This window comes from Pandoraea pneumonica, from assembly GCF_902459645.1.
Classification (GTDB): Bacteria; Pseudomonadota; Gammaproteobacteria; order Burkholderiales; family Burkholderiaceae; genus Pandoraea; species Pandoraea pneumonica.
In genome coordinates this window covers 1,182,902-1,196,157 of the sequence record NZ_CABPSK010000001.1, presented here as the reverse complement: position 1 = coordinate 1,196,157, position 13,256 = coordinate 1,182,902, and the positions used below count along the sequence as shown (strand labels likewise).

Annotated in this window: 11 protein-coding genes; 5 read left to right on the top strand and 6 right to left on the bottom strand. The window is 63.1% G+C overall.

The genetic code is table 11. The annotated features are described in order from the left end of the window. Both PPN31114_RS05160 and PPN31114_RS05155 read left to right on the top strand, forming a co-directional pair. Positions 1 to 930 (top strand): ABC transporter permease, encoded by a 930-nt coding sequence (locus PPN31114_RS05160; RefSeq protein WP_150678375.1) that lies wholly within the window; start codon positions 1 to 3, stop codon positions 928 to 930. 42 nt (positions 931 to 972) lie between these two features. After that, positions 973 to 2,124: a BMP family ABC transporter substrate-binding protein gene (locus tag PPN31114_RS05155; protein WP_150678374.1), complete on the top strand. Its 1,152-nt coding sequence runs from the start codon at positions 973 to 975 to the stop codon at positions 2,122 to 2,124. Between the two features lie 101 nt (positions 2,125 to 2,225). Here the strand turns inward: PPN31114_RS05155 and PPN31114_RS05150 are convergent, their stop codons facing one another. Continuing rightward, entirely contained in the window at positions 2,226 to 2,672 is a 447-nt protein-coding gene (locus tag PPN31114_RS05150) for a cupin domain-containing protein (RefSeq protein ID WP_150678373.1), read from the bottom strand. Between the two features lie 361 nt (positions 2,673 to 3,033). Here PPN31114_RS05150 and PPN31114_RS05145 point away from each other — a divergent pair, with 361 nt between their 5' ends. Further along, positions 3,034 to 4,629, top strand: a complete 1,596-nt coding sequence (locus tag PPN31114_RS05145) for an ABC-F family ATPase (protein WP_150678372.1) — start codon at positions 3,034 to 3,036, stop codon at positions 4,627 to 4,629. Positions 4,630 to 4,750: 121 nt separating this feature from the next. Further along, the gene (locus tag PPN31114_RS05140; RefSeq protein ID WP_150678371.1) at positions 4,751 to 6,190 is read left to right on the top strand and encodes an aldehyde dehydrogenase family protein; all 1,440 of its coding nucleotides are present in this window, start codon (positions 4,751 to 4,753) and stop codon (positions 6,188 to 6,190) included. Here the strand turns inward: PPN31114_RS05140 and PPN31114_RS05135 are convergent. After that, on the bottom strand, positions 6,165 to 6,386 hold the full coding sequence (locus PPN31114_RS05135) for a DUF1289 domain-containing protein (protein WP_150678370.1): 222 nt from the start codon (positions 6,384 to 6,386) through the stop codon (positions 6,165 to 6,167). The genes PPN31114_RS05140 and PPN31114_RS05135 overlap by 26 nt on opposite strands. 119 nt (positions 6,387 to 6,505) lie before the next feature. Between PPN31114_RS05135 and PPN31114_RS05130 the strand changes: the two genes are divergently transcribed. After that, on the top strand, positions 6,506 to 6,928 hold the full coding sequence (locus PPN31114_RS05130) for an EamA family transporter (RefSeq protein ID WP_174987696.1): 423 nt from the start codon (positions 6,506 to 6,508) through the stop codon (positions 6,926 to 6,928). Positions 6,929 to 6,988: 60 nt separating this feature from the next. Here PPN31114_RS05130 and PPN31114_RS05125 read toward each other — a convergent pair whose 3' ends face one another. The 4 genes from PPN31114_RS05125 to PPN31114_RS05110 form a co-directional block, all read right to left on the bottom strand. Beyond that, positions 6,989 to 8,347, bottom strand: a complete 1,359-nt coding sequence (locus PPN31114_RS05125) for a phospholipase A (RefSeq protein ID WP_150678369.1) — start codon at positions 8,345 to 8,347, stop codon at positions 6,989 to 6,991. A 47-nt stretch (positions 8,348 to 8,394) separates the two neighbouring features. Then, positions 8,395 to 10,074: a sensor domain-containing diguanylate cyclase gene (locus PPN31114_RS05120; protein ID WP_150678368.1), complete on the bottom strand. Its 1,680-nt coding sequence runs from the start codon at positions 10,072 to 10,074 to the stop codon at positions 8,395 to 8,397. Between the two features lie 54 nt (positions 10,075 to 10,128). Then, positions 10,129 to 11,463: a putative bifunctional diguanylate cyclase/phosphodiesterase gene (locus PPN31114_RS05115; RefSeq protein ID WP_150678367.1), complete on the bottom strand. Its 1,335-nt coding sequence runs from the start codon at positions 11,461 to 11,463 to the stop codon at positions 10,129 to 10,131. A 310-nt stretch (positions 11,464 to 11,773) separates the two neighbouring features. Next, positions 11,774 to 13,039 carry an NAD(P)/FAD-dependent oxidoreductase gene (locus tag PPN31114_RS05110; protein WP_150678366.1) on the bottom strand — a complete coding sequence of 422 codons (1,266 nt, stop codon included), beginning with the start codon at positions 13,037 to 13,039 and terminating at the stop codon, positions 11,774 to 11,776. Between the last annotated feature and the right edge of the window lie 217 nt (positions 13,040 to 13,256).

Sequence of the window (13,256 nt, the reverse complement as noted above, 5' to 3'; positions counted from 1 at the left end):
ATGGACTGGATCAATTTGCTCACGCCGCTCGCTGCGAGTGCCGTCATCGCGGCCATTCCGCTGATGCTCGCCGCCTTGGGCGAACTCGTGACCGAAAAATCGGGCGTGCTCAATCTCGGCGTGGAAGGGATGATGCTCATGGGCGCTATCGGCGCCTTCGCCGTGACGGTGGTCACCGGCAGCCTGTGGCTCGGCGTGCTCGCCGGGATCGCTGCGGGCGTGGCGATGTCGGCGGTGTTCGCATGGCTCACGCTGACGTTGATGGCGAATCAGGTCGCTACCGGGCTCGCGCTGACGATCTTCGGCGTGGGGCTGTCGGCGTATGTGGGCCGCCCGTACACGGACGCCACGATCCCGATGCTGCGCGATCTGCCGATTCCCGGCCTGTCGTCGATCCCGGTGCTCGGGCCTTCGATCTTCTCGCTCAATCCGTTGGGCTATTTGGCTGCGGTGTTGCTGGTGGCCATCGCGTGGTTCTTGTATCGCACGCGTGCCGGGCTGGTGCTGCGCTCGGTCGGTGAAGCGCCGTCGGTGGCGCATTCTATCGGCTACCCGGTGGTGCGTATTCGTTATCTGGCCACGCTCTTTGGCGGTGCGATGTCGGGGCTGGCGGGCGCGTATTACTCCGTGGGGTATCTGCGCCTGTGGCAAGAGAATTTGACCGCTGGGCGTGGCTGGATCGCGCTGGCGTTGGTGGTGTTCGCCACGTGGCGTCCGGGGCGCACGGTGCTGGGCGCGCTGCTCTTCGGCGTGGTGATGGCACTGCAATTTCAGGCGCAGGCGATGGGCATTCGTATCCCGTCGCAAGCGCTCGCGAGCCTGCCGTATGTGGCGACCATCGTCGTGCTGGTGATCATTTCGCGCAATCGCCAGACCATTCGCCTGAACGCACCGGCCTCGCTGGGCAAACCGTTTTTTGCTGGGTCTTAAGTTAAGTCAGTTTTAATTCAATCGATACTGAGGAGAAAGTCGATGCGACGTAAAGTCCTGATCACGATGGCGAGCCTGGCGGCCGCCATGCTGGTTTCCGCCTGCGGCAAGCAGGAGAACAACACGGCCAGCGCGCCGGCCGCAGCATCCGACGCTTCGGCTGCCTCGGCAGCGCCGGCAGGCAAGGGCCCGCTCGGCGTGGCGTTTGTCTACATCGGCAACCCGGGCGATGCCGGCTGGACGTTCGCGCACGAGCAAGGCGCGAAGGCCGTGGAAGCCAAGTATGGCGACAAGGTGACGGTGACCCGCGTCGAGAACGTGCCGGAAGGTGCCGACTCGGAGCGCGTGTTCCGCGATCTGGCGAGCAAGGGCAACAAGCTGATCTTCGGTACGTCGTTCGGTTACATGGATTCGATGGTCAAGACGGCTGCCGACTTCCCCGACGTGACGTTCGAACACGCCACGGGCTTCAAGACCGCACCGAACCTCGGCACGTACGACGTGCGCACGTATGAAGGCGCGCATCTGGCCGGTGTGGTCGGTGGCCGTGTCACCAAGACGAACGTGATCGGGTACGTGGCGTCGGTGCCGATTCCCGAAGTGATCCGCAATATCGATGCGTTCACGATCGCGGCGCGCGAAGCCAACCCGAAGGTGAAGGTCAAGGTCGTTTGGATCAACAGTTGGTTCGATCCGGGCAAGGAACGTCAAGCCGCCGAGTCGCTGGTCGGGCAGGGCGCCGACGTGCTGATGCAGAACGTGGATTCGGCCGTGGTGATGCAAGTGGCTGAAGAGAAGAAGATTCACGCGTTCGGCTGGGATTCGGACATGAGCAAGTTCGGCCCGAACGCGCACCTGGCGTCGGCCGCGATCGACTGGAGCAAGTACTACATCCGCACGGTCGATGAAGTGATGCAGGGTTCGTGGAAGAACACCCCGGTCTGGGGCGGCATCAAGGAAGACGAAATCAACCTGGTTGCCATCAACGACAAGGCCGTGCCGGAAGCCGTGCGCAAGGCTGTGACCGAGCGTCACGACGCCATTCGCGATGGCAAGTACGATCCGTTCACCGGCCCGCTCAAGGGGCAGGACGGCAAGGAAATCGTGCCCGCAGGCAAGACGCTCAACGACGACGAGAAGCACCAGATCAACTGGTTCGTCGAAGGTGTCGAAGGCACGCTGCCGAAGCAGTAACGCTTCGGCAGCGCCAATGGCCGAACCGGTATCACCCCGGTTCGCGCCGGTTTGAGGCGAATGAAACCGCCGGCCGACTTGATGTCGGGCCGGCGGTTTTTTTATTCCGAGGCGGCTTTGAGTGAGGCAGGGGCCGACGGAACAGTGGCTGGCACAGCCAGCGGTTTGCCCGGCGTGCTGGCATAGAACACGATGAGATCGGCCCCTTTGTCGCCCGTGATACCCCGGTGGGCGATGTCGACCAACTCAGGCAGCACTTGCCCAGCCACGTATGTTTTCGAGGCACCTGAATCGGCCCGCTCGACGGTCAGTTCACCGGTTTCGACGTAGGCCGCGTTGGGGATCGGGTGCGTATGCCAGCCCAACGTCGTGTTGGGCGCGATGGTGATGCGCAGGACCGCCAGTTCAGGCGTGCCGGACGGGTAGGCCGTGTAGCCGGTCTTATCCCACGATGTGGTGCTTTTCAGGAGCGTTTGTACGCGCACGCCAGGGGTCTCGGGCGCCGCGTTGGCGGTGGCAGGCAGCCAGAGCCATGCGGGGATCGCCAAGGCGGCATACGCAAGGCGCGTGACGAAGGCGGTAACGCGAGGGCGGGAAATTAGGAATCTGAGGGGGCTAAGGGCGCTAAGGGGGCTAAGGCGAGGGTTGCGGGCAATGTGCGATGTCATTGAGCGGTCGATCTCTCGAAGTTGGGGGGGGGGCGCACGCCATCCTTGGTGATGACGATGCGCTGGCAAGCGTAGAGCGCCATAAATGGCGTCCCCACGCGCCGCGCTCACTTTGGGAGGATGACCAAGGCGTGCGCGCCCAATGGACGCGCGAGGAGGCGAGCGACACGTATCGGTGTTAAAATGTCCGGTTTCGTGGCGCAATTTCGTGCCGCCGCACCTCATCTCCCGGATACCGCCCGTGCTGTCTACCGCCAATATCACCATGCAATTCGGCGCCAAGCCGCTCTTCGAGAACATCTCCGTCAAGTTTGGCGGGGGCAACCGTTACGGCCTGATCGGCGCGAACGGCTGCGGCAAGTCCACGTTCATGAAGATTCTTGGCGACGATCTGGAGCCGAGCGGCGGCAACGTCATGCTCGAACCGAACGTGCGTCTCGGTAAGCTCAAGCAGGACCAGTTCGCTTACGAAGACATGCGCGTGCTCGATGTGGTGATGATGGGCCACACGGAAATGTGGGCCGCCATGAGCGAGCGCGACGCGATCTACGCCAACCCGGAAGCCACCGACGACGACTACATGCACGCCGCCGAACTCGAAGCGAAGTTCGCCGAGTACGACGGCTACACGGCCGAAGCGCGTGCCGGTGAACTGCTGCTGGGCGTGGGCATTCCGACGGATCAGCATCAAGGGCCGATGAGCAACGTCGCGCCGGGCTGGAAGCTGCGTGTGCTGCTGGCACAGGCACTGTTCTCGAACCCCGACGTGCTGCTGCTCGACGAACCGACCAACAACCTGGACATCAACACGATCCGCTGGCTGGAAGACGTGCTCAACGAGCGCAACTCCACCATGATCATCATTTCCCACGATCGCCACTTCTTGAACGCCGTGTGCACGCACATGGCCGACATGGACTACGGCACGCTGACGGTCTACCCGGGCAACTACGACGACTACATGCTGGCGTCGGCACAAGCCCGCGAGCGTCAGATGGCTGCCAACAGCAAGGCCAAGGAACGCATCTCCGACCTGCAAGACTTCGTGCGCCGCTTCTCGGCAAACAAGTCGAAGGCTCGTCAGGCGACCAGCCGTCTCAAGCAGATCGACAAGATCAAGGTGGAAGACGTCAAGCCGTCGTCGCGTCAGAACCCGTTCATCCGTTTCGAATACGAGAAGAAGCTGCACAACCTCGCGTTCGAATTCGAGGGCATCAGCAAGGCATACGACCGTCCGATCTTCAAGAACTACACCGGCGCAGTGCGTGCGGGCGAGCGCGTGGCGATCATCGGTGAGAACGGTGCCGGTAAGACGACGCTGTTGCGCAGCCTGATGGCCGAGCTGCCGGTGGATGCGGGCAACGTGAAGTGGGCCGAGAACGCCAACATCGGTTACATGCCGCAGGACACCTCGGAAGCGTTCCCGCAAGACCTGACGCTCACCGACTGGATGACGCAGTGGGGCAAGGAAGGCGACGACGATCAAGTGATTCGCGGCTCGCTGGGCCGTTTGCTGTTCGGTGGCGACGACGTGCGCAAGTCGGTGCGCGTGCTGTCCGGCGGTGAGAAGGGCCGCATGATCTGGGGCAAGCTGATGCTCGGCCGTCACAACGTGCTGATGATGGACGAGCCGACCAACCACATGGACATGGAGTCGATCGAATCGCTTCAGATCGCGCTCGACAAGTATCCGGGCACGCTGGTGTTCGTGTCGCACGATCGTGAATTCGTGTCGGGCTTGGCCACGCGCGTGATCGAAGTGAAGAGCGACGGTACGCTGGTCGATTACGCCGGGACTTACGACGAATATCTGGCGAGCCAGGGCGTCGAAGTCTGACGTAACGCGTCGGAAGTTTCGACAAGATAAACAGGGCGCTTGCATGGCAGGCGCCCTGTTTGCGTTTACCGCGCGCGACTACAATTAACGTTTGTTGCACCATGCCCGCAGGAGACATCGCATGATCACTTACGACAAGTTTTATATCGGCGGCGAGTGGGTCGCGCCGATCGGCGCCGGCACGCTGGACGTCTTTCACTCGGCAGACGGCAAGCTGATGGGGCGTATTCCGGAAGGCGCTGCCGACGACACCGAAGCGGCGATTGCGGCCGCGGTCAAAGCGCGTGATGCGTGGGCCGCGACGCCCCCAGCGAAGCGCGCCGACTATCTGCTCAAGATCGCGGCCGGGCTTGAGGCGCGTGCGGAGGAGTTGGCACAGGTCATCACCGGCGAGACCGGCATGCCGATTCGGGTGTCGCGTGCTGTTCAGGTAGCGGCCCCCATTCAGCACTGGCGTCACTACGCCGAATTGGCGCAAACGTTCGTCTTCGAGGCGCGCGTCGGCAACTCGCTCGTGGTTCGCGAACCGGTGGGCGTGGTCGGTGCGATCACGCCGTGGAACTATCCGCTCAATCAAATCACGGTGAAGGTCGCTCCAGCGCTGGCGGCAGGATGCACGGTGGTGCTCAAACCCTCGGAAGTCGCGCCGTTCGACGCGTTCATCCTTGCCGAAGTCATCGCGCAAGTTGGCCTGCCTGCGGGGGTGTTCAATCTCGTGACCGGCTTGGGGCCTGTCGCTGGCGAAATGCTCGCGCGGCATCCCGACGTGGACATGGTGTCGTTCACGGGCTCGACGCGGGCGGGCAAGCGTGTCTCGGAAGTCGCCTCGCAAACGGTCAAGCGTGTGGCGCTGGAACTCGGTGGCAAGTCGGCCTCGATCGTGCTGGACGATGCCGACATGGCAGCGGCTGTCAAAGGCACGCTCAATGCCTGCTATCTCAACTCGGGCCAGACGTGCGCAGCGCACACCCGCTTGCTGGTGCCCGCGACGCGTTATGACGAAGCGAAGGCACTCGCCAAGGAATCCGTCGCACGTTTCACGCTGGGCGATCCGCGCGAAGATTCGACACGCCTCGGGCCGCTGGCCTCGGAGGCGCAACGCGAGCGCGTGCAGTCGTACATTCGCAAAGGCTTGGCAGAAGGGGCCGAGTTGATCGCGGGCGGCGATGCGGTGCCTGAAGGGTTCGAAGCGGGTTTCTTCGTGCAGCCGACGGTGCTTGGCCGCGTGGCGCCGGAGACGACCGTGGCGCGCGAAGAAATCTTCGGCCCGGTGCTCTCGATCATCACGTATCAGGACGAAGCCGACGCCGTGCGCATCGCGAACGATTCGATCTACGGGCTGGCGGGCGGTGTGTGGTCAGGCGATGAGGCGCGTGCGGCACGCGTGGCGCGTCAGATCCGCACGGGACAGGTGAGCATCAACGGCGGGGAGTTCAACGTGGAAGCCCCGTTCGGGGGCTTCAAGCAATCGGGGAACGGTCGCGAAAACGGTGTGTACGGTTTCGAAGAATTCCTCGAATACAAGTCGCTGCAATTCAGGGCTGCGAAGGCTGAGAAGTAACGGTATCGTCGCAAAAGCGCATCGCCGTGCCTTCGCGGGTGATGCGCTCCCAAATGGCGCGCTTCTCGTCTTCGGAGAAGAACACCCAGTTCGACACTTCGGACGCGGTGCGGCCGCACCCTTTGCAGACCTCGTCGAACAGGGTGGAGCAAACGCCAATGCAGGGGCTGTCGGGACGGTCGTGCAGTTCGGACATGTCAGGGGGATTCACGTTGGTGGGACAGGCGCCATTATCGCATCGGCGACGGCGGCCATCACGGAATGATTACGCTCAAGCGTCTGGGGACCATCCGGGCGCGCATAGGAGATTTGCAAATGCTGCGGAGTTGGCAACTTTTCGCACTCGGTTCGGCGTTTTTCGCTGCATTGACGGCGGTGTTCGGCAAGCTCGGGGTGGCGCAAGTCAATTCGAACATGGCCACGTTGATCCGCACGGTGATCATCTTCGCCGTGACGCTCGCCATCGTCGGCATGCGCGGCGAATGGCAGCGGCCCACGAGCCTGAGCTCGCACACGTGGCTGTTTCTCGTGCTGTCCGGGGTCGCCACAGGCTTGTCGTGGCTGTGTTACTTCCGAGCGCTCCAACTCGGCCCGGTGTCGGGCGTGGCACCCCTCGACAAACTCAGCGTGGCCATGGCGATGCTGATCGGCTGGGTCGTGCTTGGCGAACCGTTCTCGCTCAAGGAAGCCCTCGGCGGCGCGTTGATCATTGCGGGCGCGCTGGTGCTGGTGCTCTGATCCGGAGCGCGCACTCGGTGGCCGTCGAACGATGGCCACCGAGGCCATTTCCGATGCCGATTACCAGCGGAACACGCTATAACCGATGCGCACTTGCGACGGCGAGTGGCGGTTGTAGTCGAGCAAGTCTTCGCCGTATCCGGTGAAATAGCCAATCCAGATGTAGCCGCCCGTGCCCGGAATCAACTTGCCGAGCGGATACGTGATCTGCAAATCCACACTGCCGTAGTTGCGCTTCATGCCCTTGCGCAACGTCGCGCCAATCTGCCAGCCGTTCGGCTTGCCCCACAGCACCAGCAAGTCCATATAGCCGCGATAGTCCTGAATATCGGGGTTGTCGGCCTTCTCGAGATACGCGTACAGCTTGGGGGCCACCGTCCAGTGATATTCCGACGGATTGCCGAATGTGAAGATCGGTTTGACGAAGACGGAGTTGATGCTGCGCGAGTCCGGGCCCGCCTTGCCGTTCGATTCGTGTTCGATACCGGCCGCCACGCCCAGCGACGAGAACCAGCCGGCACGCACGCCGGTATCCGGCACGTAATAGAAGAAGCTCGGCCGGTAGTTCGAATCGCGGAACGGCGCAGACTCCGCTTCCAGATCCCAGATCGACAACTGCGTATAGCCGAAGTACAGGTTGTCGAGGAACGACTTGGACGACGGATTATCGGGCTTGAGAATGTGGAACTTGAAGCTCAACTGAAAGCGCGCGTTGGCATCGCCGTTCTTACCGAACCCGATGTACATCGGCTCGTTGGATGAGATGCGCGCGAATTCGGTGTCGGCCGTCGGCGCCGCAGCATCGGCGGCAGCGCTGGCCGGGGCCGCCGAGGTACCGGGAGTACCGGGGGTTGCCGTTGCGTTCGCGGCGTTGGCGGCATCGGCCGCAGCGGCAATCGCGGTGCCTCCGGTGCCAGCAGCCCCCGCAGCGGCGGCAGCACTGCTTGCCGTCGCCGGGGCTGCGGCGACCATCGGCTCGGCGGGGGCAGCGCGATTGAGCACGATAGTGGTGGTCGACGCGTCCCAATCGACAGGCTCCAATCGCACCGTGCCGCGCAATTCCTTGGGCAATTCGGCCGCGTAGGCAATGCGGCGGAACTGGCCGTTCGAGAGCGTCACTTGGGCGGGGACGACGGCGGCACGCTTGAGATGCAGCAGCGTCGGTTTGAAATCGTCGTTGGAGATGCGCACGACGATTTCATCCGGCAGCTTGATGGTCTTGCGGCCCGGCGCGTCTTGCGTCACGAGCAGCGTGAGTTGCAAGGGCGCACCGCCGGTGAGGGCGCGGGGCGGTTGCAGTAATGACAGATCGGCGTGAGCGGCTTGGCTGGCGGCGAGGCAGAGGGCGGCACCAATCTGCATGGCGCGCAGGCGCAAGGGAGGTGACTTGGCGAACTTGGCGAGATTCGTCTTGAGCATCGGTCCGGTCTGGGTTGGCGACCCCGGGCCGGCGAGCCCGAAGTCAGTTACGAGCCGCCTCGGGTGAGCACCCGGAGGTCGGACTCGCGTGCGCAGCGATCGCGCCCGCGAGATTTGGCGAGATACAGTGCGGCGTCAGCGCGTTGCAGCCACGCGTTATCGTCGTCACCGGTGTGCCACTGCGCTACACCGGCACTGATAGTGAACTGAAGCGCGCGTCCGTCGACATTGATGCGCGCCGCGCGAACGGCTTCGCGCAAGCGCTCGGCGGCATCGAAGGCACGGGCTTCGGTGGCGCCACTCAGGATAATAGCGAATTCTTCGCCCCCCAAACGACCGCAGATGTCTTCTTCGCGTAACGAATCGTGACAAAGCCGCACGAACGTGGCCAATACGGTGTCGCCGAGCGCATGGCCCCACGTGTCGTTGATCTGCTTGAAATGGTCGAGGTCGACGAGGATGATGCAGGCCGCCACGCCGGTCGTATTGGCCTGATGCACTTCGCTGCGCAGACGTTTCAGGAAGTGGCCGCGCGAGAGGCTGCCGGTCAGGGCGTCGTACTTCACCTCGTGTTCGAGCGCGGCGTTCTTCGCGAGCGTGTCGGACAACTGAAGTTTTCCGCGCCGCAGGTGGCGAATCAGCAGGAAGAGGGCGCCAGCCGAGGTCAGCAGCAAGCCGAACACGAGCCACGTATAACGCTGGCGCTCGATAAAGAGACTGCGCAGCGTGGGCACCTCGCTCATCGTGTAGATGACCAACTCGCTGTCCATGGACGGTGCGGATTCGAGCAAATAAGGCTGATTGTCAGGGCGCACGCGCACCAGATCGGCCTCTTCGGGCGCGTGATGCGCCTCATGCCCCGGATTAGCCCCCTGACTGGCCCCCGGCTCGTCACTCGGATTCGACATCAGGAAAAACGGCGTGCCCGGCGAAGGATCGTAGTTCTCGATGGGCACGATCGTGAAGTCTTCCTGCTGATAAAGATGACGGCGCTCGGCCGGCGTCATCTTAAAGACAGGGGCGTCGGGGACTGCGAGGCCGGTAAACGTCGGATCGTTGGCGAGCACGATCACGCCATTGACGTCGGTGATGAACGAGGCGCCCGTATCGACCCAATGCGACAGCCTGCGCAGCCCGAGCTTAACTACCATCGCGCCGACGAGACGGCCTTCCTGATACACGGGCGCGGTGAAGTAGATGCCCGGCAAGCGGGTCTTGCGCCCGATCACATACTGCTGGCCCGCCGTGCCGAGGATGGCCGATTGAAAGTACGCTCGGTCGCCATAGTTGTCGCCGACGAGCGGATTGGGCTCGCGGGCGTCGCTCGACGCAATGGTTACCCCGTCCGGGGTGCCGAGCCAAACGAGATCGGCACCGAAATACAACTGAGCAGCGCGCAGCAGATCGTTGACCGGTTTGAGCGCCGGATTGGCGAGTAACCGTTCACGCGCCACCTCATGCGGCAGTTCAGTCAGCGGGTGGTCGGCGATCCCGGCGGCGGCATTCTGGATTTGCGCGATCTGCGCCAGCACCTGCGGAATGCCGCGAATGAGGATCAAATCCTGATTCACCGTGTGAACGGTGCCGCGCGCGAGCCGCGTCGCGACGCTACGTTCCTCGGCGAGCAGACGCGCTGAACGGTTCGCCACCAATTGATCGGCGGCGAAGCGCGCCAGTCCCCACGCGGCAACGATGCACAGGAGGATGACGATGCCGCGGACAATCAAAGGCGCGGCGCGGCGGCGGGAGGAAAAAAGGGCGTTGGGCAACGGCAAAAACGATTACAGACGTCCGTGCCAGTCTCGGATGAACGTCTCGATGTGACCGGGCGGTAAGGGCCGTGTGCAATGATACCCCTGCCATGCGTGACAGCCGAGTTGGGCAAGCGCATCGCGTTGCGCGCTCGTCTCGACGCCTTCGGCGACCGTCTCGATTTCCAGTTTGCGGGCGATGGCGATGATGGCGCGAATCAACTCGGTATCGTAGCCGCCGAGCAGCACACCGGCGACAAACTGATAGTCGATCTTCACAGTGCCGAACGGCCAGCGCTTCAGGCGCACGAAGCTGGAATAGCCCGTGCCGAAGTCGTCGAGCGACAGACGCACCCCCATCGCGACGAGCTCGTTCATCAGCGTGGCGGCTTCGTCCAGATGCGAAATCAACGACGATTCCGTGATCTCGATTTCCAGCTTGTCGGGCGGGACGCGGTGGTGCTTGAGCGCGTAGCGCACGGTTTCGAGCGTTTGCACGCGCATCTGCTGGGCCGAAAGATTCACCGCGACGCGCGGATATTCCTCGCCGTTTGTCTGCCATTGGTCGAGTTGGCGGCAGGCTTCGTGCAACGTCCACTCGCCAATCGGACCGATCACGTCGCAACGCTCTGCGGCCGGGATGAACTCGCCGGGCATGATCAGTTCGTCGTCGCGCTGCCAGCGAATCAGCGCTTCGAGACCGGTCAACCGGTGCGTGCGCATGTCGATTTGCGGCTGATAGTGCAGGCGGAATTCCGAGCTCGAGAGCGCGCGGCCAATCGCGTTGCGCCAATAGTGCTCGTTACCGGCGTCGTCCGGCGGGGTGACGATCTCGGTGGGGGCGCTTGGGGCGTCGGTCACGAGAAAGCGTGCGGCGCTCTCGCGAATGGCCTGATCGGCCACCTCGGACGTATGTTCGAGCAACGTTGCCGGCCACACCGGCACTTGCGGCAGGTGGGTGACCCCCGCCGACACAATCGGGTACAGCAAGCCGTTGCCACACGGCACCGGCGATTCGCCTGCACGGATGAAACGGCGGGTGATCTGCACGGCGGCTTCGCGGCTGCCGAGGTCACGCAACAGCACGGCAATCTGCTGATCGGAGATATGCCCGATCAGGTCGCGACGGCGAATGCGCGAGCCGATGCGAAAGGCGACGGTCGCCATCAGATCGGCGTCGGAAATGGCGTGCTGGTTGGTGGCGGTGCGCTGACCGCGCCCGACATGCAGCACCACGAGGGCACTGTGGCTGCCGGGCGGGCTGGGTGTGCGCAGCTCGAGACTGAGGGCGCGCAGGAGCCGCTGGCGATCCAGCAACAGATCGGCCAGAACGACTTGCCGGCGTAGCGCGTTGGTATCGTTCATCTCGGCAGGCAGGCAGACGTCGCCCGTACGGTTGAACGTGAGTCATTCTCGCGTGTCGCGCTTGCGCGCCGGTGAAACCCACGCGTCGAACAGGTCGTGCCGCCAGAAAACCCTTGAATCATGTTCTGCATAAGACGCGTAAATGTGTCGGCCGGTGACGGGCGATGCATTGGCAGCCCCATGCGAGGCACCCCCCGGTTTCCGGCAGACCGCGCGCAAGGCGTGGCCCGACTAGAAGCTCGTTCCCGGCTGCGAAAACCGGGTCCTTTGACCTTTAACGGCACCTGACTTTAAAAATTAAGTCCGGGTTTCACCTATGGCCCGGGCGGCTGGGTTGCGCCAGCCACTCACGGCCACGCAACATGTAATCCCAATACACCTTGGGCAGCACGTATTTCTTTAAAACCCACGCAAAACGGTTGGCGTGCGTGCCATCGATCGGGAACGTCGGCAGCAGCTTGCCGCCATAACCGAACTCGGCTAGCACGATCTTGCCGTGCTCGACCGTGAGCGGACACGCGCCATACCCGTCGTAATGCAAGGGCAGCGGCCGGCCATCCATCGCCGCTAGCAAGTTTTCGGCGACGACCACCGCCTGCTTGCGGGCAGCGGCAGCGGTCTTGGCATTGGGGGCCGAGATGGCATCGCCCAATCCGAAGACGTTGGCAAAGCGCGGGTGGCGCAGCGTCGCGTGGTCGACTTCGCACCAGCCTGCGGCGTCGGCCAGCGGGCTCGCACGCAGCACGTCGGGTGCACTTTGCGGCGGCACTACGTGCAGCAGATCGAACGGCTTGTCGACGAATTGCGATTGACCGTCGGCGTCGAAGATTTCGAAACGCGCCACACGGCGCTCGCCATCGACGGCGCGCAGATGCGAGAGGTGATTGAGCGAGATGTTGTAGCGCTTCACGTATTCCATGAGCGCCGGGATGTAGTCCTTCACGCCGAAGAGTGCCGGGGCGACGAGGTGAAACTCGATCTTCGTCTTATCGAGCACGCCGCGTGAGCGCCACGTATCGGCCGACAGATACATCGCTTTTTGCGGGGCACCGGCGCATTTGATGGGCATGGGCGGCTGCGTGAACAGCGCATTGCCGCCGGAGAATTCCCGCACCAGCGACCACGTGTAAGGGGCGAGGTCGAAGCGATAGTTCGACGTGACGCCATTGCGCCCGAGCGTTTCGCTCAGGCCGTCGATGGCTTCCCAGTTCAGTTGCAGACCCGGGGCGACGATCAGATAGCGATAAGCCAGACGGCGGCCATCGGAGAGCAAGACTTGCTGATGATCGGGGGCGAACGCGGTGACGGCGGCTTGCAGCCACGTGACACCTTCCGGGATGACGCTCGCCATGGGGCGTGCCGTGCGCGCCTGGTCGAACTCACCGGCGCCGACGAGCGTCCAGGCGGGCTGATAGTAATGCGTGTCGGCCGGATCGACGATCGTGATCGAGAGCGACGGGCGGCGGCGGCGCAGGCTGGCTGCCACGGAAATGCCTGCTGCGCCGGCGCCCATGATGACGATGTCGGCGCTGTGCTCCGTCACTGGAGTAGGCGTAGCGGATACGTCGCTGGACATAAGGTCTCCGGCAAATGGGAAAAATTAGGACGGATTACGACATATCGACACGTCTTTAAAACAGTGAACGAACGTCGTTAAAACGCTATGAAAGATTAGCTGCGTGAAACGTGCCGGGACATTGTATAGAAAACATGCAGGTTTGCCCGTGTTTCAGGTTGCAAACCCACGATTCATCACAATCATCGCGGCGTTCAACGCAATGCGCGCACCGGCA

Bases quoted from the DNA above. Each gene is read 5' to 3' on its own strand.
- PPN31114_RS05160 (WP_150678375.1), top strand. From the start codon at position 1: ATGGACTGGATCAATTTGCTCACGCCGCTCGCTGCGAGTGCCGTCATC.
- PPN31114_RS05155 (WP_150678374.1), top strand. From the start codon at position 973: ATGCGACGTAAAGTCCTGATCACGATGGCGAGCCTGGCGGCCGCCATG.
- PPN31114_RS05140 (WP_150678371.1), top strand. From the start codon at position 4,751: ATGATCACTTACGACAAGTTTTATATCGGCGGCGAGTGGGTCGCGCCG.
- PPN31114_RS05135 (WP_150678370.1), bottom strand. From the start codon at position 6,386: ATGTCCGAACTGCACGACCGTCCCGACAGCCCCTGCATTGGCGTTTGC.
- PPN31114_RS05130 (WP_174987696.1), top strand. From the start codon at position 6,506: ATGCTGCGGAGTTGGCAACTTTTCGCACTCGGTTCGGCGTTTTTCGCT.
- PPN31114_RS05125 (WP_150678369.1), bottom strand. From the start codon at position 8,347: ATGCTCAAGACGAATCTCGCCAAGTTCGCCAAGTCACCTCCCTTGCGC.
- PPN31114_RS05115 (WP_150678367.1), bottom strand. From the start codon at position 11,463: ATGAACGATACCAACGCGCTACGCCGGCAAGTCGTTCTGGCCGATCTG.
- PPN31114_RS05110 (WP_150678366.1), bottom strand. From the start codon at position 13,039: ATGTCCAGCGACGTATCCGCTACGCCTACTCCAGTGACGGAGCACAGC.